The organism is Falsiroseomonas sp. HC035, assembly GCF_050563525.1.
GTDB lineage: Bacteria > Pseudomonadota > Alphaproteobacteria > Acetobacterales > Acetobacteraceae > Falsiroseomonas.
In genome coordinates this window covers 295,551-316,533 of the sequence record NZ_JBNXUN010000004.1, presented here as the reverse complement: position 1 = coordinate 316,533, position 20,983 = coordinate 295,551, and the positions used below count along the sequence as shown (strand labels likewise).

At 71.6% G+C, this 20,983-nt stretch carries 17 protein-coding genes; 6 read left to right on the top strand and 11 right to left on the bottom strand.

Annotated elements, in window-relative coordinates; translation table 11 throughout:
- The first annotated feature begins 11 nt into the window (after nt 1-11).
- The 3 genes from ACLF3G_RS11750 to ACLF3G_RS11740 all read left to right on the top strand — a co-directional run bounded on the left by ACLF3G_RS11750 (nt 12) and on the right by ACLF3G_RS11740 (nt 3,227).
- Nucleotides 12-1,322 (top strand): peptidylprolyl isomerase, encoded by a 1,311-nt coding sequence (locus tag ACLF3G_RS11750; protein WP_430669556.1) that lies wholly within the window; start codon nt 12-14, stop codon nt 1,320-1,322.
- Nucleotides 1,323-1,326: 4 nt separating this feature from the next.
- Nucleotides 1,327-2,199, top strand: coding sequence for a 16S rRNA (adenine(1518)-N(6)/adenine(1519)-N(6))-dimethyltransferase RsmA (gene rsmA, locus ACLF3G_RS11745; protein ID WP_430669555.1), 873 nt, complete (start codon nt 1,327-1,329; stop codon nt 2,197-2,199).
- A 62-nt stretch (nt 2,200-2,261) separates the two neighbouring features.
- Nucleotides 2,262-3,227, top strand: coding sequence for a D-2-hydroxyacid dehydrogenase (locus ACLF3G_RS11740; RefSeq protein WP_430669554.1), 966 nt, complete (start codon nt 2,262-2,264; stop codon nt 3,225-3,227).
- 35 nt (nt 3,228-3,262) lie between these two features.
- Here the strand turns inward: ACLF3G_RS11740 and ACLF3G_RS11735 are convergent, their stop codons facing one another.
- Both ACLF3G_RS11735 and ACLF3G_RS11730 read right to left on the bottom strand, forming a co-directional pair.
- Nucleotides 3,263-3,649, bottom strand: a complete 387-nt coding sequence (locus ACLF3G_RS11735) for a PH domain-containing protein (RefSeq protein WP_430669553.1) — start codon at nt 3,647-3,649, stop codon at nt 3,263-3,265.
- A gap of 12 nt (nt 3,650-3,661) precedes the next feature.
- Complete coding sequence (locus ACLF3G_RS11730) at nt 3,662-4,396, bottom strand: alpha/beta fold hydrolase (protein ID WP_430669552.1); 735 nt, start codon at nt 4,394-4,396, stop codon at nt 3,662-3,664.
- A gap of 478 nt (nt 4,397-4,874) precedes the next feature.
- On the opposite strand from ACLF3G_RS11730, the gene ACLF3G_RS11725 reads away from it, so the two are divergent.
- The 3 genes from ACLF3G_RS11725 to ACLF3G_RS11715 all read left to right on the top strand — a co-directional run bounded on the left by ACLF3G_RS11725 (nt 4,875) and on the right by ACLF3G_RS11715 (nt 9,196).
- Nucleotides 4,875-6,737 (top strand): DEAD/DEAH box helicase, encoded by a 1,863-nt coding sequence (locus ACLF3G_RS11725; RefSeq protein WP_430669688.1) that lies wholly within the window; start codon nt 4,875-4,877, stop codon nt 6,735-6,737.
- Nucleotides 6,738-6,895: 158 nt separating this feature from the next.
- Entirely contained in the window at nt 6,896-8,155 is a 1,260-nt protein-coding gene (locus ACLF3G_RS11720) for an acyl-CoA dehydrogenase (protein WP_430669551.1), read from the top strand.
- A gap of 72 nt (nt 8,156-8,227) precedes the next feature.
- Nucleotides 8,228-9,196, top strand: a complete 969-nt coding sequence (locus tag ACLF3G_RS11715) for a Bug family tripartite tricarboxylate transporter substrate binding protein (RefSeq protein WP_430669550.1) — start codon at nt 8,228-8,230, stop codon at nt 9,194-9,196.
- 10 nt (nt 9,197-9,206) lie between these two features.
- Here ACLF3G_RS11715 and ACLF3G_RS11710 read toward each other — a convergent pair whose 3' ends face one another.
- Genes ACLF3G_RS11710 through ACLF3G_RS11670 form a run of 9 tightly spaced genes read right to left on the bottom strand, consistent with a single transcriptional unit; the run spans nt 9,207 to nt 20,964 of the window.
- On the bottom strand, nt 9,207-9,914 hold the full coding sequence (locus tag ACLF3G_RS11710) for a PP2C family protein-serine/threonine phosphatase (protein ID WP_430669549.1): 708 nt from the start codon (nt 9,912-9,914) through the stop codon (nt 9,207-9,209).
- Nucleotides 9,911-10,414 carry a type VI secretion system-associated protein TagF gene (tagF, locus tag ACLF3G_RS11705; RefSeq protein ID WP_430669548.1) on the bottom strand — a complete coding sequence of 168 codons (504 nt, stop codon included), beginning with the start codon at nt 10,412-10,414 and terminating at the stop codon, nt 9,911-9,913. The genes ACLF3G_RS11710 and tagF overlap by 4 nt, the downstream gene beginning before the upstream one ends.
- A 1-nt stretch (nt 10,415) precedes the next feature.
- On the bottom strand, nt 10,416-13,901 hold the full coding sequence (gene tssM, locus ACLF3G_RS11700) for a type VI secretion system membrane subunit TssM (RefSeq protein WP_430669547.1): 3,486 nt from the start codon (nt 13,899-13,901) through the stop codon (nt 10,416-10,418).
- A gap of 1 nt (nt 13,902) precedes the next feature.
- Complete coding sequence (gene tssL, locus ACLF3G_RS11695; protein WP_430669546.1) at nt 13,903-15,279, bottom strand: type VI secretion system protein TssL, long form; 1,377 nt, start codon at nt 15,277-15,279, stop codon at nt 13,903-13,905.
- Nucleotides 15,276-16,628 carry a type VI secretion system baseplate subunit TssK gene (tssK, locus tag ACLF3G_RS11690; protein ID WP_430669545.1) on the bottom strand — a complete coding sequence of 451 codons (1,353 nt, stop codon included), beginning with the start codon at nt 16,626-16,628 and terminating at the stop codon, nt 15,276-15,278. The genes tssL and tssK overlap by 4 nt, the downstream gene beginning before the upstream one ends.
- A 9-nt stretch (nt 16,629-16,637) precedes the next feature.
- The gene (tagH, locus tag ACLF3G_RS11685) at nt 16,638-18,077 is read right to left on the bottom strand and encodes a type VI secretion system-associated FHA domain protein TagH (RefSeq protein WP_430669544.1); all 1,440 of its coding nucleotides are present in this window, start codon (nt 18,075-18,077) and stop codon (nt 16,638-16,640) included.
- 5 nt (nt 18,078-18,082) lie between these two features.
- Nucleotides 18,083-18,385: a PAAR domain-containing protein gene (locus tag ACLF3G_RS11680; RefSeq protein WP_430669543.1), complete on the bottom strand. Its 303-nt coding sequence runs from the start codon at nt 18,383-18,385 to the stop codon at nt 18,083-18,085.
- 1 nt (nt 18,386) lies between these two features.
- Nucleotides 18,387-18,977 carry a DUF6931 family protein gene (locus ACLF3G_RS11675; RefSeq protein WP_430669542.1) on the bottom strand — a complete coding sequence of 197 codons (591 nt, stop codon included), beginning with the start codon at nt 18,975-18,977 and terminating at the stop codon, nt 18,387-18,389.
- A gap of 1 nt (nt 18,978) precedes the next feature.
- Nucleotides 18,979-20,964, bottom strand: a complete 1,986-nt coding sequence (locus ACLF3G_RS11670) for a type VI secretion system Vgr family protein (RefSeq protein ID WP_430669541.1) — start codon at nt 20,962-20,964, stop codon at nt 18,979-18,981.
- Between the last annotated feature and the right edge of the window lie 19 nt (nt 20,965-20,983).

Below are 20,983 nucleotides of genomic sequence, written 5' to 3'. Positions count from 1 at the left end.
AGGAAAGCGCCATGCGCCTCAACCGTCCTGCCCTGCTGCTGTTCTCCGCCTTCTCGGTCCTGACCTTGCCGGGAGTGGCCCAAGCTCAGGCCCAGCGTGCGCCGCTTGCGGCGGATGGCGCCCAGGTCAACAGCATCGTCGCCGTCATCAACGGCGACATCGTGACCCGCGCCGATGTCGACGGACGCCGCCGGCTGTTCGCGCTGAATGCCGGGCTGAACGTGACGCCGGAGGTGCTGCAACGGCTGACGCCACAGGTCACCCGCCTGCTGGTTGATGAACGCCTTCGCGTCCAGGAAGTGCAGCGCCGGCGTATCCCGGTCGCGGATGCCGACATCGCCCAGGCGGTGCAGGAACTGGAGCGTCGCAACGGCCTGCCGGCCGGCGCCCTTGTGGCGCAACTTCGCCGCGCCGGGGTGGAGCCGCGGGTGCTGTACGACCAGCTGCGCGTGCAGATCGGCTGGGCGCGACTGATCCGCCAGCTGCTCGGCCCGCAGGCTGAGCCGACCGAGGCTGCGGTGGCGGAGGTGATCGCCGGCCAGCGCGCCCGAACCGGCCAGCCGGAATTCCTGGTCAGCGAGATCTTCATCCCGGTGGACGACCCCTCGGAAGAACCCGAAGTGCGCGGCTTCGTGGACGAGGTGGTGAGCCAGCTGCGCCGCGGCGTGCCCTTCCCGGTGGCGGCGACGCAGTTCAGCCAGGCGCAGACCGCCTTGCAGGGCGGTGACCTCGGCTGGGTGGGCTCGGAGGCGCTGGACCCGGAAGTGGCGAAGATCGTGACGCAGATGCCGCCGGGCGCGGTGTCCAACGCCATCCGCGTGCCAGGCGGCTTCCAGATCGTGGCGCTGCGGCAACGGCGCGAGGTGGGGCGCGACATGGCGACGGTGCTGTCGCTGCGCCAGGCGTTCTTCCCCTTCTCCGGCACGCTGGACCCCAACAATCCGACCCAGCAGCAGATCCAGACGGTGGAGCGCGCCCGCGCGCTGGCGAATTCGGCGCGCAGCTGCGAGGCGGTGGAAGCCGCGGCACGGGCCGGCGGCAGTGGCCGCGATCCGGACCCGGGCGAGGTGCGGCTTGAATCCGTCCAGCCGCCACCGCTGCGCCAGCTGATTGCGGGGCTGCAGCCGGGCCGCGCCAGCCAGCCGGTGATCGCCCCCGATGGCGTCGCCGTCATCATGGTTTGCTCGCGGGAGACGCGGAACCAGGCGGAGCTGACGCCGGATGCGGCGCGCCAGCAGCTGGTGCGCGACCGGGCGGAGCTGCTGTCCCGCCAGTTGCAGCGCGAGCTGCGGCGCCGGGCGCAGATCGAGATGCGAAGCTGAGGGCGTGAGCGCCACGGAAGCTGAGGGCGCGGACACCGCGACGGAAGCCACCCTTCCGCCCCTGCTGTCGCTGCGCGACACCGTTGCGCGCTTCGGGCTGGATGCCCGGAAATCGCTTGGCCAGCACTTCCTGCTCGACCCCGCCATCTGCGCCCGGATCGCGGCGCTGGCGGGCGACCTGACGGGGCGGCATGTGCTGGAGGTCGGCCCCGGCCCCGGAGGGCTGACGCGGGCGCTGCTTGCGACGCCGGCGAGCTCCGTCCTGGCGGTTGAGCTGGACCGGCGGGCGATCGCCGTGCTGGCGGAGCTGGCGCAGCACTTCCCGGGACGCCTTTCGGCGCGGGAGGCGGATGCAATGGATTTCGACCCGCTCGAGGAAATGCCGGCGCCACGGCGCATCATCGCCAACCTGCCCTACAACGTGGCGACGCCGCTGCTGGTGGGCTGGCTGCGGCAGGCCGCGCGCATCGAGGGCATGACCCTGATGTTCCAGCAGGAAGTCGCCGAGCGCATCTGCGCCGCGCCGGGCAGCGACGCCTATGGCCGGCTTGGCGTGCTGGCACAGTGGCGGTGCCGGGCCGACCTGTTGCTGAGCCTGCCGCCGGGCGCCTTCACGCCGCCGCCCAAGGTGTATTCCGCGGTAGTCGGGCTGGTGCCGCATGCGGTGGATCCGGGGCCGGAGCTGTTCGCGGCGATGGAACGCACCACTGCCGCCGCCTTCGGGCAGCGCCGGAAGATGCTGCGCGGCGCGCTGAAGCAACTCGGCAATGCGGAGGCGCTGCTGGACGCGGCCGGCATCGCCGGTGACCGGCGGGCGGAGACGCTCAGCATCGCGGAGTTCGACCGGCTGGCACGGGCGGTCGCGGCGCGCGGGTAGAAGGCGGGGTTGCGCGGCGGGCGCGGCGGGGGTTTTGTCGCGGCCTTCGCAGGAGAACGCCGATGCTGCCGCCGGATGACAAGCTGACCCTCTGCTTCGCCCATGTCGCCTACCGTTTCGCCGAGCGCTACACGCAGCGCGGCGGCAAGCTGGCGCATTTCGAGGTGCGCAGCCTGGAGGAGCTTGAAGCCCGCATCGGCGAGGCGGATGTGCTCCTGGTCTCCGGCATGTGGCGCAACCACCTGGCCGCGCGGGCACCACGGCTGAAGTTCATCCAGTCCATCAGCGCCGGCGTCGACCAGTACGACAAGGACGTGCTGCGCGGCGCGGGCATCAGGCTGGCCTCGGCGCAGGGCGCCAATGCGAATGCCGTGTCGGAACACGCGATGTCGCTGATCCTGGCGGTGACGCGGCGGCTGGCGGAGGCGCGCGACAACCAGCAGAAGCGGCACTGGCGCGGCATGATCGGCGACCTGACGCAGCGCGAGGATGAACTCGGCGGCAAGACGCTGCTGGTGGTCGGCATCGGGCGGATCGGCGGTCGGCTGGCGCGGCTGGCGAAGGCCTTCGACATGAAGGTGGTCGGGCTGCGGCAGGACCCCGCCAAGGGCAGCGAGGGTGCCGACGAGGTCCACGGCATGGGCGAGCTGCACGCGCAGTTGCCGCGTGCGGACATTGTCGCGCTGACCTGTGCATTGACGCCTGAGACGCGGGGCCTGATGGGCTCGACCGAGTTCGCCGCGATGAAGCCGGGGGCGACGCTGGTGAACGTGGCGCGCGGCGCGGTGTGCGACGAGGCGGCGCTGGTCTCGGCGCTGGCAAGCGGCCAGGTCGGCCAGGCGGCGCTGGATGTGACGGCGGAGGAGCCGCTGGCCGGCGCCAGCCCACTGTGGGCAATGCCCAACGTGTTCATCACGCCGCACACCGGCGGCGAGACACGGGCCTATGAGGGCAATGTGCTGGACCTGCTGGAGGCGAACCTGCCGCGTCTGCGGGCCGGGGAAGCGCTGGTCAACCAGGTGGTGTGAGGGGACGCCCTGCCCCCGTCTCTCGAACCAGGCCCTCAATCCAGGTTGGTGGAGGTGCGGGGGCGGGCGCTGGCGTTCCAGGCGGTGCGGATCGCCTCGCTGACCGCGACCGGGTCGGGCACGCCGCGCAGGACGTGGGATTCGTCGGTGCGGCCCTCGGTCGCCTTGATGATGACGTCGCCGATGCCGAGCAGGCGGTGCCAGAAGGCCTGCTTGGAGACGACGTCGCGGATACGGAAGACCTCCACGTCGTCGCGGGTCTTGGTCCAGAAGCCTTCCTCGACGATCACGCGCTCCGTCGTCACGCGGATGCGCTGGCGGCCGAGGAAGGGCAGGCCAAGCATCAGGATGGCCATGGTGCCGCGCGCGAGGCCGAAGGAGCGCTTGGTTTCGCGCGTCACCAGGATGTCGGTCTCGGCCATCGTTCCATATCCTCAGCTGGCGGCAGGGTGCGGCGGCGTGGCGCCATCCGCAAGCCAGGTCTGGAGCAGGCGCAGCACCGCCTCCGGCGTTTCCATCGGCGGCAGGTGGGCGGCGTCGGGAATGCGGGCGAGCGTGGCGCCGGGGATCAGCGCCGCCATTTCCTCGGCGAGGTCCGGCGGGGTCAGGATGTCGTGCTCGCCCACCGCGACCAGGGTCGGGATGCGGATGGCGGCAAGGCCGGGGCGGCTGTCGGGGCGGGCGAGGATGGCACGCTGCTGGCGCTGGAAGGCGTCGCGGCCAACGCGGTCCGCCATGGCGCGAACCTCCTCGCCGAGTGGGCCATCGAGGCGGGAGGGGTGCAGCAGTTGCGGCAGCAGGCGGGGCGTGACGCCGCGGAACTGGCCGGAGTTGGACAGCGACAGAAGGCCGCGGCGGCGGCGCGACTGTTCCGGGGTATCGGCACGGGCGGAGGTGTCCATCAGCGCCAGGCGAGCGATACGGGCGGGGGCTTGGCGCAGGATTTCCAGCGCGACATAGCCGCCCATGGACAGGCCGATCAGCGAAATGGCGGCGTCGGCCGGCACGGCATCCAGGGCGCGGGCGGCCATCGACGCGAGATTGTCATCCTGCGTCAGGTCCGCGACGATGCAGCGCGTGGTGACGCCCAACGCCTCCGTCTGGTCACGCCAGAGGCGGTCATCGCAGAGCAGGCCGGGCAGCAGAAGCAGGACGGGCGGGGCTGGCATGTGCTGGTCCTATGGCCGGATCGGCCTGGACTTAATGGCCGGATCTGCCGGGCGTCCAGCGTCTTGCCTTGATTTCCGGGCCATTGCGGCGCATATGCGCTGCATCCCGCCCGGTTCCGCCAGGCGCCTTTCGTTGCGCCAGTGGGGCGCCCCGCCGAGTACGTGTCCTGGCCCTGCCCGGATCCGCCAAGGTGGCGGGCAGGTCCGATCCAGCAGAGAACCATACACGTTGAGCGATCATAGCGACGCGACCGCCCCGCGCGCGGCCGAGACAGACGAGACCGACGCCGCACGGGCCGAGGGTCCAGGCCAGGTGCCGGAGACGAAGACGGAGGCTTCCGCCGAGGCGGCGCCCATCCGCAAGAAGCGCGCGCCCAGCGCGAAGACACTCGCCGCGCGTGCGGCGAAGGCCGCGGCCGCCGCGGCCGTGGCCGAAGGCGCGCCGGTGACCGAAGCGATCGCGGCAGCACAGGCGGAGATGCCGGTGGCCGAGGAGGCTGCGGTGGCCGAGGCTCCGGTCGAGGAGCCGGTCGCCCAGGCTGAGCCGGTCGCCCAGGCTGAGCCGGTCGCCGAGGCCGAACCGGCTGTCGCGGCGGAAGCCGTGGAGGCGCCCGCCGAGCAGACCGAGGCGGAGGCCGATGCCGAGGCCGACGCGCAGGAGGAGGCCGAGAGCTGGGCCGCGGAGGAACCGCCGCGCACCACCTTCGCCGATCTTGGCCTGTCCGAGCCGATCCTGCGGGCGGTGACCGAATCCGGCTACCTGTACCCGACGCCGATCCAGGAACAGGCGATCCCAATCGTCCTGATGGGCCGGGACGTGCTGGGCTGCGCGCAGACCGGCACCGGCAAGACCGCCGGCTTCACCCTGCCGATGCTGGACATCCTGGCGGGCTCGCGGGCCAAGGCGCGCATGCCGCGATCCCTGATCCTGGAGCCGACGCGGGAACTGGCGCTGCAGGTCGCCGAGAACTTCGTGAAGTACGGCAAGCACCTGAACCTGACGCACGCGCTGCTGATCGGCGGCGAGAGCATGAACGACCAGCGCGACGTGCTCGAGAAGGGCGTGGACGTGCTGATCGCGACGCCAGGCCGGCTGCTGGACCTGTTCGATCGCGGGCGCATCCTGCTGGCCGACTGCAAGGTGCTGGTTATCGACGAGGCCGACCGCATGCTTGACATGGGGTTCATCCCCGATGTGGAGCGCATCGTGTCCATGCTGCCGCGGATGCGGCAGACGTTGTTCTTCTCCGCCACCATGGCGCCGGAGATCCGGCGCCTGGCGGACGCCTTCCTGCAGAACCCGCGCGAGATCACGGTCTCGGCCCCCGCCACCGTCGCCAGCACCATCACCACGGGGCTGGTCTGGGTGCGGGACGCGGAGAAGCGGGATGCGCTGCGGAAGCTCCTGAACAAGGAGGACGTGCAGAACGCGCTGATCTTCTGCAACCGCAAGATCGACGTCGACATCCTGTATAAGTCGCTGAAGCGGCATGGTTTCTCAGTCGGTGCGCTGCATGGCGACCTCGAGCAGTCGATGCGTTTCGCGACGCTGAACCGCTTCAAGGCGAACGAGATCCAGCTGCTGGTGTGCAGCGACGTGGCGGCACGCGGCCTCGACATCGGCGGGTTGAGCCATGTGTTCAACTTCGACGTGCCGTTCCATGCGGAGGACTACGTCCACCGCATCGGCCGCACCGGCCGTGCCGGGCGCGAAGGCAAGGCGTATTCGCTGGCGGCGCCGGAGGATGCGAAGTCTGTCGCGGCGATCGAGCGGCTGACCGGCAAGCCGATCCCGCGCATGGAGATCGAGGGGCTAGAGCCGGTGACGGCGGCCGAGATCGAGGAAGGCGCCAAGGCCAAGCGCGGGCGCGGCGGCCGGCCGGCCCCGGGTGGTGCGCGCGAGTCGGGCCGAGACGCCGGGCGGGGCCGCGGTGGGCGGGACGAGCGGCCGCGCCGCGGTGCGGGCGACGGACCGCGCCGGGATCGGCCGGAGCCACGCCCCGAGGTGCGTCCTGAGGCGCGGGCCGAGGAAGCGCCGCGGCCGGAGCGTGTGCGGGAGGATCGGCCGAGGCGCGACGCCCGGCCGCCGCGCGACGAGGCACGCCCGCCGCGGGAGGATGCGCGTCCGCCACGGGATTCCGCACCGCGCCGCGATGCGCGACCGGAACGGGAGGCGCCGCAATCCTTCGAGGCGCGGCGCGAGGAGTTCCGGCGCGAGAAGCGGGAGGACCGGGAGGCCGGGCCTTCGCCGCGTGGCTTCGGCGACACGGTGCCTGCCTTCATGCTGCTGAGCGTGCCGAAGCCCCGGCGTGATCCGGGCTCGGACGCCGAGGCCGCCTGATCCAATCGGCTTGATTTGGCGGCGGCGCGGTTGCCGGATGGCGGGGGCCGCGCCAGATTGCGGGGACGGGGCCGCCATGTCCCGACCCGCCGCGTTGTAGCATATCGGGCCCTTACCCTGGCTTTGCCGGATGCGAGGCTGCCCGCCAGGAGGAAGCCATGAACGTCGTCACCCCGGTGCCTGCCAGCGCGGGCGCCCCCATCGAGGCCCAGGGGACTGCTCCGGGCACGGCCCGCAAGTCCAGCCAGTCCAACTTCACCTGGGACGATCCGCTGCTGCTGGACCAGGTGCTGACGGAAGACGAGCGCATGATCCGCGATGCGGCGCGCGACTTCTGCCAGGAAAAGCTGATGCCGCGCGTGCTCATGGCGAACCGGAACGAGACCTTCGACCGGGAGATCATGAACGAGTTCGGCGAAATGGGCTTTCTCGGCGCCACGCTCGAGGGCTATGGCTGCGCCGGCGTGTCCTATGTCTCCTACGGGCTGATGTCGCGGGAGGTTGAGCGCGTCGACAGCGGCTACCGCTCGGCGTTTTCCGTGCAGTCTTCGCTCGTCATGTACCCGATCCACGCCTTCGGGTCGGAGGAGCAGAAGCAGAAGTTCCTGCCGAAGCTGCGCACTGGCGAATGGGTCGGCTGCTTCGGCCTGACCGAGCCGGATGCGGGCTCCGACCCGTCCTCCATGCGCACGCGCGCGAAGAAGGTGGATGGCGGCTATCTGGTCAGTGGCTCCAAGACCTGGATCACCAACTCCCCGATCGCCGATGTGGCGGTGGTCTGGGCGAAGGACGAGGAGGGCATCCTGCGCGGCTTTCTGCTGGAGCGCGGCATGAAGGGCCTGACCTTCCCAAAGATCGAGGGCAAGTTCAGCCTGCGCGCCAGCGTCACCGGCATGATCATGATGGACGAGGTGTTCGTCCCCGAGGAGAACAAGCTGCCGGGCGTGAAGTCCCTCGCCGGCCCGTTCTCCTGCCTCAATCGTGCACGGTATGGCATCGCCTGGGGTGCGCTGGGCGCCGCGGAATTCTGCTGGCACGCGGCGCGGGACTACACGTTGCAGCGCAAGATGTTCGGCCGGCCGCTGGCGCAGACACAGCTCGTGCAGAAGAAGCTGGCGGACATGCAGACCGAGATCACCCTCGGGCTGCACGCTGTGCTGCGTGTCGGGCGGCTGTTCGACGAGCACAAGATGGCGCCGGAGATGATTTCCCTGGTCAAGCGCAACAACTGCGGCAAGGCGCTGGATATCGCGCGGGTGTCCCGGGACATGCATGGCGGCAACGGGATCGTCGACGAGTATCACGTGATTCGCCACGTCATGAACCTGGAGACGGTGAACACCTATGAGGGCACGCATGACGTGCATGCGCTGATCCTCGGCCGGGCGCAGACCGGGTTGAACGCCTTCGGGGGGTAAAAGCCCCCCTCGCCCAACCCTCTCCCCCTGCCGGGGGAGAGGGCTTATGGTTGCGGCATCAGGAGAACCGTGATGCCGACACGTCGTGCGCTGGGCGCCGCTGCGCTCGCTTCCCTCGCCGCCCCTGCCGTGCACGCCCAGGCGCCCTGGCCCAGCCGGTCCGTGCGGATGCTGGTGGGGTTTGCGCCGGGCGGCTTCACGGACATCGTGGCGCGCGCCGTCGCGGAGCAATATACCACGCTCCTCGGCCAGAATTTCGTGGTGGAGAACCGCTCCGGCGCCTCCGGCACGATCGCTGCCGATGCGGTGGCCAAGTCTCCGCCGGATGGGTCCGTGCTGCTGCTCGGGCACTCCACCCCGAATGCGGTCTCGGCGGCGCTGTTCAGCAACCTGCCCTTCGACCCGCTGCGCGACCTGACGGCGGTGGCGCAGATCGCGGTGCATCCGCACCTGCTGGTGGTGCCCGCCGCTTCTCCGCACCAGACCACCGAATCGCTGATCGCGGCCGCGCGGGTGCGGCCGGGGGCGGTCTCCTTCTGCTCCGCCGGCATCGGCTCCGTCCACCACACCGCGTGTTCCATGCTGGCGCAGAAGGCTGGGGTGGAGTTCACGCATGTGCCGTATCGCGGCAGCGCGCCGGCTATGGCGGACCTGGTCGCCGGGCGTGTCGACATGACGATCGAGGGCATCAACACGGTCGGGCCTCTGATCGCCGATGGAAGGCTGCGGCCGCTGGCCGCCGGCACGCTGGCGCGGATCGCGGTGCTGCCGGATCTGACGACGCTGCAGGAACAGGGCTATGGCGATATCGACGCGGCGAGCTGGGTCGGCATCTTCGGGCCGGCCGGGCTGCCGCCGGAGATCGTGGCGACGATCGGCCGCGCCTCGGACCAGGCGATGCTGGCGCCGGCGATGCAGCGCATCCTGACCAGCGGCGGGTCCATCCCGGCCAGCCGGCGGGGCGCCGAATTCCGCGACTTCCTGGCGCTGGAGATCGAGCGCTACAAGGCTGTGCTGGGGGACGGCAAGGTCGCGCTGTAGGCCTGGCCCATCAGGCCCGGACGGTGATCGCCGTGACGTTGTCCCGCGCGCCGTTGGCGAGGGCGACGCGCAGCAGATCCTCCGGCTCTTGGCCGGCTGCCAGCATGGCGGCGATCTCGGCTTCCGGGATCGCCTTGAACAACCCGTCGGAACAGAGAAGAAACAGGTCGCCGGGGGCGATGCGGGCGGAGACCTTGTCGAGTTCCAGCTCGCCCTCGGCCCCTATGGCGCGGGTGATGATGTTGGCCTGCGGGTGGCCCTCCGCCTCGGCTTCGGCAAGCAGGCCCTGGTCGACCAGGTCCTGCACCAGGCTGTGGTCGCGGGTCAGCCGGATGAAGGCGCCCTGGCGCAGCAGGTAGATGCGGCTGTCCCCGGCCCAGAGCGCGGCGTAGTGCCCGCCACGGGCCAGCAGTACCACCAGCGTCGTCGCAATGATTCGGCCCGGCCCGGCCTGCCGTGCCTGGCGTTGCAGGTCGGCATGCACGGCGGTGATGCGCAGGCGCAGTTGTGCCAGCATCTCGGCGGCGGACAGGCCGGGTGGCAGGTCCTGCAATGCGGCGATGACGGCGGCGGAGGCGACATCGCCGGCGCCATGGCCCCCTGCCCCATCGGCCACCGCCCATAACCCGATGTCGGGGCGGTCGATGAAGGCGTCCTCGTTCCGCGGACGCACCGTGCCGGGGTGGGTGACGGCGAGGCTGGCCAGCAAGGCGTTCATCCGCCGCCCTCCAGGAAGACACGGAACAGCGCCGGCGGCGGCAACGCGGCCAGCGGCCAGTGATGATCGGGGGTGGTCCACCAGCCCTCGGGCGGGACGTCATCCCCGGCGGGCGATGGGTCCGGCAGGGCAGCCGCAAGACTGTCCGCGGTGTGGCCGGGGGTGGTGGCGGCCTCGTGCAGGCCGGCGAACCAGGCCTCCGCCGGGGCCGCGTCGGTGATGGCGGCGACGGTCAGCGGGAAGCGGCGGCCGACCAGATCCTCGCTGGGCAGCAGCAGGCCGGTGACAGGGTCGGGGCCGCAGGCCAGGGCGGGCAGCCGGAAGCGCCAGGCGGGAGCGCTGGCCCAGGCCTCGGCGAAGCCATCCTCGCCCAGGGTTTCGCGGGCCTCGGCCATGCCGGATTGCAGCCAGGCATCCCAGGGCTGCACAAAGCTGTCCGGCAGCCGGCGGCACAGGAAGTCGCCCTGCGTCGGCAGCTTGCCATAGAAGCCGGTCGGCATCTCAAGGGGCCAAAGTCGGGCAGCGGAAATCCTGCAACTCGCGCAGGGCGAAGGGGTGCACGATGGAGGAGGTGCGCAGTTCGAACTCGGCGCTGCGTTCCCCCTGCCGCAGCGTCAGGCGCAGGCGGTCACTGGTGCGGGTGGCGAGCAGGCGGCCGGCGGCCACCAGGCGCATCGCCGCCCAGGCGCCATCCGTGGCCAGGGGGCCGGCGGAGCTGGGCGGAGTAAAGCTGAGGGTGATGCCGCCCCGGGCCGGCCAGGCCAGCGGGATGGGACGGGTGGTGGCGCCTTCGCCTGCCAGGATGGCACGGTTGCCCTCGGCCTCCAGCACCGCGGCGGTGGCGCCAGGGTCGACACCGAGCGGCACCAGCTCGAAGCGCAGGCCCATGGCAGCGCCGGCCATGCCGGCGGGCCAGAAGGCGTCGCGGATGGCGGCGGCGCGCTGGAACTGCATCAAATCCGCGGGGCTGATCGGCGGCGTCAGGCCATCCGCGGCGACCAGGCGCCAGGGCCGCTGGGTGGTGTCGACGAAGTTGCGCAGGTGCTGGGCGAAGAACTGGTCAAAGGTGCCGCCGGGGCCGAACAGCCGGACGAAGTCGTCATAGGGCATGTCCGGCGCGTTGATGGCGCTGCGGAACGGGAAGCGGGTTTCCAGGCCGCGGCAGAACGGGCCGAGCGCGGCGCCGCCGGCCGCCGCGATGGCGGCGCGGGCACCGCCGCTGCGGGCGGTGGCGGTGGACAGCGCCAGGGTCTGCAACCAGCGGGACAGCGGCTCGGGCGCACGCTGTGCCTCGGCCGCCAGGCGCTGGCCGGGGTCGAGGCCGGGGCTCGGCGGGATGACGGTGCCGGGCGGGGAGGACACCACGCGGGCGACCTGGACGTACAGCTCGTTCACGATGGCCAGGATGGCGTCCAGCGGCTGGCCGGCGACCTCCCGCAGCGGCTTGAAGCGCTCTTCCACGATCGTGGCGACCGGCGCGGCGGAGGAGGGTTGCAGCGCGGCGCCGACGGCGGCCGCGAGGCGAGACGGCGCGGCGGCGGCCGCGGCCTGCTGCGCCGCGCCGGCTGCGGCGGCCCCGGCGGCCCCGCCCGGGGGCTCGGGCGGGGTGCCGGGGGAAAGCTGGCGGGCGGCGCCGCGCAGCACGTCGCGCAGCGGCGAATTCGGTGCGCCGAGCAGGTTCAGCGCCTCTGCCGCCTGGGGCAGGTTGCGGAAAGGCGGCAGGACCAAATCGGTCAGCACGGCCTGCCAGGCGCGCGCGTAGTCCTCCGCGTAGAGGCGCAGCACGGCGGCTTCGAGCTGGCGCGGGTCGCCGGCCAGCGCGGTGGCGGCTTCCGGGCCGAGCACCCAGCTTTCGGAGGCGGCTTCGACGATGGCGCGCGGCAGTTGCGGCAGCAGCGCCTTGTGCAGGCCGTCCACGGTGAACAGGCCCGGCACGGCCACTTCCGCCAAGGGGCGGCCGGAGGCTGTGGTGAACCAGCGCTGGCCGGCGACGCCCATCGCCTCACCGGGCTTCCACGGCGCGACGTTTTGGGCGGCGGTGCGGAGGCGGGAGTAGATGCGTTCCGCCATCGGCAGGCGGGAGAAGATGCGGCGCGCCGAATCGACCAGCGCGCCATCCAGCGGATACTGGCGGAAATCATGGGCCAGCAGGGCTTCGAGGTGGCGGCCGAGTGCGTCCCGCGTCGGCGTGCCGACGGCGCCCGGAAAGGCCTGCTGCCAGTCGAGCCCCATCCATTCGGTCACCAGCGGCCGGTCCAGCGGGCCGGCGCGGCCGAGCATCAGGTAGATGCGGGTCGCCTCGTACAGGTATTCCGGCCGCTGCATCCCGGCGCGGATCTGGTTCTCCAGCCGCGCCAGCAGGCGGGGCAACAGGACGCGGTCCAGCGCGTGTTCGTAGGCGAGGCCACCGGCCTCGACCAGCTTGGCCTCCTGGCTCAGGCCAAGGCCGACGCCATCGGCGCGGGCGGCGGGTGGCAGGGCAGCGACGGCATCGAGGTAGGGGATGACACGGACGAGCTCGTCCGTGGCGGCAATGCGCTCCAGCGGCAGGCCCTGCGCGGCCTGCTCGGCCTGTGCAAGGGCGGCGGCGAGGCGCTGGGTGCGGGCGTTTTCGGTGTTGATCGCGGCGTAGCCCCAGGCGCCGCCGCCGATCAGCAGTAGCAGCGCGGCCGCCCAGGCGCCGGCCTGCACCAGGCGGCCGCGCTGCGCCTGGCCGCGGTCACGGGCGGCAAGGCGGGCCTCGCCAAACACCACGTCGCGCAGCAGGCGGCCGAGGAAGTAGCTGCGGCCCTTCTGGCCCATGATGGCGGCGGGGCGGCGCGGGTCCAGGCCGAAGGCGCGGGACAGCGCGCCGGTCAGCCGGTCGATCGGCGTGCCTTCCTGGGTGCCGGAGGTGAAGTAGACGCCGCGCAGGAAGGGCGCCGGGTCCAGCTTCGATCCCCCGAAGGCGGCGTTGGCGAAGGCCACCAGCGGCGCTTCCAGCGAGGCGAACTGCGCCGGGAAGCCACCGATGCGGGCGCGCTGTTCCGGGCCGCGCTCGGCCTGCAGGCGTTCCAGCAGGCGGTCCTGCAGGCGTTGCGTCAATGCGGCGAGTTCGGCCGGCAGGCTGGCGGCATGGCCTTCCGGCCCGGTCTGCTCGGGGAAGGTGACCCCCCAGACCTGATCCCGGGACGCCTTGTCGAGGTCGTCGAAGAATTCGGTGAAGCCGACAATCAGGTCGGCCTTGCTGACGACGAAATAGACCGGCAGGCGCTGCCCGAGCCTCTGTTCCAGCTCCCGGATGCGGCGGCGGACGGCCTGGGCGTGCGCCTCCCGCTGGGCGGCATCGAGCCGGCTGATCATGTCGGCGCCGAAGGCGACGACCACGCCGTTCAGCGGCTGCTTTGGGCGCTGGGTCTTCAGCAGGTCGAGAAAGCGTTCCCAGCCGGCGCGGTCCGCCTGGGCATCGGAATCCTGCGTGGTGTAGCGGCCGGCGGTGTCGATCAGAACGGCCTGCTCGGCGATCCACCAGTCGCAATTGCGGGTGCCGCCAACACCGGCGACGCGGCCGGCGGACAGCGGGAAATCCAGGCCGGAATTCTGGATGGCGGTGGTCTTGCCGCTGCCGGGCGGGCCGATGATGACGTACCAGGGGCGCTCATACAGGTAGCCGCCCTTGCCGCCACCGGCGGATTTCAGCGCGCCCAGCGCCTCCGCCAGCCGGGTGGAGACGGCGGTTTCCTCGGCCGATGCGGCTTCCGCGCTGGCCTTTTCCTTGGCGCGCGCCTCGGTGGCGCCGGCCACCAGCGCGGCGTCGCGGCCGCTGCGGCGGCGCACCACCAGCAGCATCACCACCAGCCAGACCAGGACCGGCAGCGCCGCCAGCAGCGCCAGCAGCCACAGTGCCTCGATGCCGAGCAGGGCCGGCGCGAACAGCCAGATCACCGGCACCAGCAGCAGCGCGCCGAACAACCCGCCGAGGGCGGGGATGGTCAGGAAGGCCTTCATCTCAGCGGACCTCCCCACGTGACAGCACCAGCTCGATGCGGCGGTTTTCCTCGCGGCCCTCCGCCGTCGCATTGCTCGTCAGCGGTTCCGTATCGGCGCGGCCGACGGCGGAGAAGCGGCCAGCATCGGCGCTGGCGGCGGCGATGACGCGCATCGCGGCCTCGGCCCGGGCCAGCGACAAGTGATGGTTGGAGGGGAAGCGGACGGTGCGGATCGGCTGGCTGTCGGAATGGCCGTACAGCACGACGCGGCCGCGTTCCTCGGCCAGTGCCTCCGCGATGCGGCGCAGCAGCGGCATGAAGTTGGGCTCCACGCTGGCGCTGCCGGAGCCGAACATGCCGCGGCCCTTGATGCGGATGGTCAGGCGTTGCGCATCGCCATCCACCACCACCAGGTTCTGGCGGATTTCCGGCTCGAGGAAGGTGCGGACGCGCTCGATCAAATCCGGCCGGGCCGTCGCCGGTGGCGGCGGCGGTGGCGCGGGCGGCACCGGGGGTGCGGTGCGGTCGATGCTGGGCGGCGCCCCGGGGGGCAGGCTCGCGAGGCGCTGCTGCACGCCGTCCCCGGCCGCATTCACGCTGTCCGAGACGAAGATCCAGCCGAAGCCGAGCAGGGCCACCGCCACCGCACCGGCGACCCAGGCCGGGATTGACCGGCCGGGCCCGCGATGCGGCGCATCGACGCCGCGCCAGCGCGGCGAAAGCTCGCGTTCCCAATTGCCGCGAAGCTGCACCAGGAGCTGGTAGAGACCCTCCCGGATCCGATCCAGCTCCGCATGGCCGCGGGGCGCCAGGCGGTAGCGGCCCTGGAAGCCGAGCGCGAGGCAGAGGTAGCAGATCTCCAGCACCGGCAGGTAGCGGCCGGGGTCCTTCTGCATGCCCGCCAGCAGGTCGAAGAAGCGGTCGCCGCTGCGGACCTCCTGGTGGAAGGAGGAAACCAGGGACCGCGTGGCCCAGCCGCTCGCCTGGCCCCATGGCGTGGCCAGCGCCACGTCGTCCAGCGCGGCGCACAACGCGTAATGCGCGGCGCGAAGCTGGTCCGGCGTGATCTCCAGCGCGCGGCACTCGGCCTCGAAGGCGCGCAGCGCGCGCATCGCGCGTTCGCGCAGCTCCTCGGGGTTCGCGACCTGGGCGGCCTGTGGTCCGGCGCCGAGGCGGGCCAGCAGGTCCAGCAGCGGCGCCGCGGCGGCGGCCATGGGGGAGAGGCCGACCTTCGGCAGCGCCTCCGCTTCGCCCGCCATGCGCGGCGCGGTCGGAACCGGCCCTGCGGCGGGGGGTGGCGCGGCGGCGCGGGGTGGCGGCGGGGGGGCGGCTCCCCCCGGTGCACGGACCACCGTGCGGTCGCTGTCGTCGGGTTCGGAGAAGGGATTGTCGCTCATGCGCGGATGGCCCAGAGCTCCATGCGCAGGTTCGGGAATTCGCCGGAAACGTGGATGGCGAAGCCGCCCGAGGTCTGCATCTGCTGCCAGTGCGGGCTGCCCCTATCGAGCTCGAAATAGGTGGCACCAGCGTTGAACGGGATCTGCCGCGGCGCGACGGGCAGCGGGCGGATGGCGATGCCCGGCAGCGCCACGTTCACCAGCTCCCGGATGTGCTCGACCGCGCCGATCTTCACCTGGTTCGGGAATATCCTGCGAATCTGCTCGCCGGGGACATCGGCCGCCACCGTGAGGACGAACTGGCTGGCGCGTAGCAGGTTGCGGTCGGTGATGGCGCCGACGCGGACGCCGAACTTGCGGTCCTGCAGGGGGATCGAGACGGCGTTGGTCTCCAGCACCGCGGAGAGCGAGCGCCGCAGATCCGCGACGACGGGCGCGAAGCTGCGTTGCAGATCGTCGTGCCGATACGCCGGATAGGCTGTCGCGCGCTTGTCCGGCGCGGTGAAGGTGGCGAGCTCGCCGGCCAGCTGCACCAGCGCGGCAAACAGCGTCTCCGGGTGCAGGTTGCCGGCATCCGCCCAATGCGCGATCAGCGGCTGCCAGCGGTTCACCGTCTGCAACAGAAGAAAATCCGCGACATCGGCGACGCCGCGCGCGCCGGGCTGGCCGAGGCGCGCGGCCAGGGCCTCGCCGCGCTGGCCCAGCATGCCGACCAACTCGGCGACCAGGTTGTTCAGCACGCTGGCGGCGGAGACGCGGAGACAGGGCGGGATGAAGCGCTCGTCCAGTACCACGCGGCGATCCGACTGCACCTCCACCACCCGGGCGAGGCCCAGGCAGGCGTAGCCGGCGCGTTCCTCGGTCTCCAGCATGTAGCGCAGGCGCAGGCGGCCGATGGCGAGCTCGGCGGCCATGGTGCTGTCGCTGTGGGTGTCGAAGGCCTCGAAGGCGCGCTGGGTGTGACGGGCACGAGCGGCCTCGGGGCCGGCTTCGCCGTTGGAACTCGGGATGGCGATCTCCGGGCTGCCGGGCTGGCGCAGCGGCAGGGCCAGGTAGACGACGGCGTTGCGCGTCCCCTCCGGCAGGTCCAACGGCAGCGGCGCATCCGCGGTGCCGGGGATGGCGAAGGGGGTGCCGTCCTCCATCACGCCCGCGGCGCCGGACAAGGCGAAGCGGCCGGCGGCCAGCAGGTCGCGGTCCAGCGCGAATTCGGTGACGCCCCAGGGGTGCGGGCGCAGCGGCGCGGCGCGTGCCTGAAGCAGGTGCTCGAAGTGCCGGTCCTGCTGCTGGAAGTGCTGCGCGCGGAGGAACATGCCCTCCTGCCAGACCACCTTGTCGTGCCAGACCATATGCGTCGTCTACCTCCGGCCCGGGCCGCGCTGCGCGGTGGCCTGTTCGTAGGCCCGGGCAAAGGCCTTGCCGAAGGCGCTGTCGAAATCATCGTCGAACTGCTCGACAAGCTGGGCGTGGCGTCGCCGGTAGGATTCCCACAGCCGCTTCTCACGGGCGCCGGGTAGCAGGCCACCGCCGGAATCCTCGGCTTCGAGGCTGGCGGGGGCCAAGCGTTCCAGCAGGGCGCGGGCGGCGGCCTGGGTGGCGGCGAGGCTGGCCACCTGGTGCGCTGTCAGGTCGTCCACGGTCTCCTGCACGGCGGCCGCAGCGGGAGTGCGCGGGTCCAGCAGCGCGGCGAGCGCCTGGTCCTCGCCGGGGGCGAATTTCAGCGGGTTGTTGTTGGCGGCGCGGAGCATGGTCTGCTCGATGCGAAATTCCCGCTTCACGTCGGCGCGGGCGATCAGCAGGGCGCGGATGCCGGCGATGGCGGCGCGCAGCACGGCGCCGGCGGCCCGCAGCGCCGCGTCCGGGTCCTGCACCGGCAGGTTGGCCGGCAGGCCGGCGCCGGCGAGCAGCGCGGCGAGGCCGGCATCGCCGGCCGGACGGGCGACCGGCTCGGCGCGCGGCGGCGGGGCGGCCGGCAGGGGCGGCATGGCCTGGCGTGGCGGGTCGCCGACCTCGAGGAAAGGGTCGACCGGCAGCGACTCCGGGAGCAACGGGGCTGAGGGCAACGGGGCCGAGGGCAACGGGGCCAGGGGCCGTGGCGCCATGGCGGGCGCCGGCGGCGCCACGGGTGCCGGCGGCGCCACGGGTGCCGGCTTCGGCGTCAGGTCCAGGTCCCAGTCATCCGGGATCACCGCCTTCCCGGCCGGCAGGCTCGGCGGGACCATGAAGGCCTCGGCGGTGGAGGGGGCATGGTCCGGCATCGGCGGGGGGCTGTCGGTGCCCGGGCTGCCGAAGGGGTCGAAATCGTCGGGCAGCAGGCCTCCGCCCATGCTGGAGCCGCCCATGCCCAGGTCATGGGACGGCGTCCTGCCGAAACCCGGCAGCGAGGCTCCGGCGAAGCCCTGGCTGGGTGGAGCACCGGCGAAGGGGTCGGCCGCAAAGGGATCCGATGCGGCACCCCAGCCGGCGCTGGATGTTGGAGCCTCCTCGATCCGGACCTCGATCTCGTAGGCGCCGAGGCGCAGCCGGTCGCCATCCACCAGCGACTTCACCTGGTCGCGGCCGACCGGTGTGCTGGCGTGGTTGACGAAGGTGCCGTTGGTCGAGAGGTCCCGCACCTGCCAGCCGCCGGCGTAGAATTCCAGCACGCAGTGCTTCTTCGACAGCACGCGGTCTGGGTCCGGCAGCGGCCAGTCGCATTCCGCGCCGCGGCCGAGGCTGATCTCGCCGCCCGCGGCCTGGCGCTGTTCCGGCACCACTGCATCAGGGCAGCGCAGGACGGAAAGGGTGATGCCGGCCATCGGGTTCAGCCGCCAATCAATACGGTGGGGAAGCCCAGGATGATGGTGCCGCCATGGCCGCACATATCGCCGATGCGCGCCGCCGGCAGCTTGTTCACCAGCACCGTCATGCTGCCCTTCACGATGACATCCGGAGGACCGACGCAGAGGCACATGTCGGTGATGCGGGCCTGCGGCAGCTTGCCGGTGAGCACGTTGGGCGAGCCGCTCAGGATTGGACCACCGACATGCGGAATCGGCGGCACGCCGGGCGTCACCATCGGGCAGACATGCATGTCGGTGATGCGGGAGGCGGGGGGGCCTGCCATGTCAGCCTTCCTCCACGGGAATGCGTCCCGCGCCGCCGGCGGCGATCTCCCGCGCCGAGGCGAGGAAGCGGGCCAGGCGGTCCTGGGCCCGTTCCGGGCGGACGCGGACGGCGGCGAGCACGACGCCGCCGCTGATGGCGACACCGGTCAGGTGATCCGGCGGCGGAACCTCGGGCTGGCCCACCGGCGCCATGCTGCCGCTGGACCAGAAGGCGCCGACGGCGGCCCAGGCCTCGGGCGAGCGGAAGCCGGTGCGCTGCGCGGCTTCCATCGCGGCGCGGCGCAGCGCGTCGTCGCCGGGCTGGCGGACCCAGGCCTCGGCGGCGGCCAGCGCCGCAATGTCCGCCGCGGGCAGCGACGGGTCGGGCACGGCGCGGGCGCACATGCAGCCCCACCACACGGCCTCCCGCTTCGGCAGCGCATGCGCCGCAAGCCGCGCCGCCTCGTTGCGCAGGCCGGCTGCCTCCAGGCGCAGGATTCCCTCCGCCGCAGTCTTCGCGCCGTTGAGGCTGGACGCCGCCGCGGGGTCGAGCTCCAGCCGCGGCAGCAGCGGGGTCAGCGGGGCGGCGAGCTTGGGCAGGTTCTCGGCCATGTCAGTTGATCATCACCAGCAGGCCTTCAGTCTGGAACAGCGTATCCGCTTTTTCCTGGACCATCAGCCCCTTGGTCTTGTGCATCAGCTGCGCCTCGCTGCTGATCAGCATGCCCTTCAGCGTGATGCCGGCCTGGTCCACCACCAGCGTCGATTGCCCGACCTTCAGCGTGATGGACTGCATCGCCTCCAGCGTGATGGCGCCGAGGTCGCATTTGACGGACATGTTGCCGAGCTTCAGCTGTGTCGCGTCGTTGCCCATCTTCAGCGTGGTGCTGCGGTTGCCCATGTCGATGGACAGCGTGTCGTTGCCCATCTTGATGGTCTCGGTGCGGCTGCCCTTGTCCAGCGTCAGCGTGTCGTCGGCGTCCTTGACGGTAACGGTGCGCGCGTTCTGCACGATCTCCGTCTGGTCGTGGCCGATCGTGCGCTTCTCGTCGTTCTCGACCTCCACCGTCAGGTTCTTCTGCGCGTGCAGCGTGATGTCCTCGCTGCCCTTCTTGTCCTCGAAGCGCAGCATGTTGGCATCCGCCGCGCTGTCGGACTTGTAGCTGCGCGTCAGGATGCCGCTTTGCGCCTTGTTGGTGCCGGGCTTGAAGGGCGGCGGGCTGTCCTTGCCATAGACCGAGCCGACGACGATCGGCCGGTCCGGGTCGCCGTCGAGGAAGGCGACCAGCACCTCGTCGCCGACACGCGGCGGGAACCAGGTCCCGCCCCAGGCACCGGCTGCGGTCTGCATGACGCGCACCCAGATGGAGGCAGTGTCGTCATCCTCCGCCCAGCGGTCCCAGCGGAAGCGCAGCTTCACGCGGCCGAACTCGTCCAGGTGGATCTTCTCGCCCTTCGGGCCGGTGACCTTGGCGGAATGCATCCCCGGCATCACCGGGCGGGGATGGCGTGGCGGCGGCATCCAGACGCGGCCGGCGAAGACCAGTCGGATGGCACCCTGGTAGTTTTCGGTGCCGCCGGCGCCGGCCGTCGTGCCGCTGGTATCGGCCGCTTCGTGCCTTGCCGCGGTGACCAGGTATTGCCGGTTGTTGAGCGAACCGTCCTCCCGCTTCACGCCCACGAACAGCCGCACGCCGGGGCCGAAGCGGGGGTCCTTGATGTCGGCGCCATACTCCTCGGACTGCGCCTCCAGCGCGCCCATCAGCACTTCGCCGCTTTCGTTGCCCGGGCGCGTGGACATGCCGCCGGGCCAGTGGAATACCTCGCCTTGCGACCACATGCTCGGCTCGTCCACATAAGTGCGGGTCTGCCGGGTGGCGTGCGGCGCCTCCGAGGGGCGGGACCGTTCGTCGTCCATGTCGTCGAGCATGGTCATGGCGCTGCGGGCGCGGTTGGTGCGGCGCCAACTGCCGAGGTGGTCGAGTTGCGGCGCGCCGTGCTCGGCCGTCATGGTCTCCACCACGTATTGCGGGAAGCCCTGCGAGCTGTAGGCCACGTTCATCTCGTGCGCCGACTCGGTGTGGGTGAAGTGGTAGGTGAGGCCGTGCTCCTCCAGCAGGCGGGAGATGAAGTGCAGGTCAGTCTCGTTGAACTGGGTGCAGTAGGCCATCGGCTCGAAGCCCGGCAGCATGCTCCATTTCGGCTCGGCCAGGCCGTGATCCTCCAGCACCGCCTTGACCACCGCCTGCACGGTCTTGTCCTGAAAGATGCGGCAGTTGCGGCGCAGGCCGAGGCGCCACAGGTTGGGCACCGCGATGATCCGGTAGGTCATGCGGCCGCCAGCGCCGGGGCCAAGGCGGCGGAATTCGGCGATGACGCCGTGGAAATGGCGCACCAGCGGCGATGGACCGCGCTGCGTGACGGTGCAGCAGATCTCCTTGGTCAGCATGTCCTTGGGCAGCAGGTCCGGATCCTCGCCCAGCACCTCGGCCTCGATCGTGTAGGGCAGGCCGAGTTCCTCGGACACGCTGAGCCGGGTGAGCAGCAACGCGCGATCCGGCAGATGGCTCTTGATGCCGAGAAGTCGCGCGGGCTGCATGGCCGGCCAGTTCCTCCCC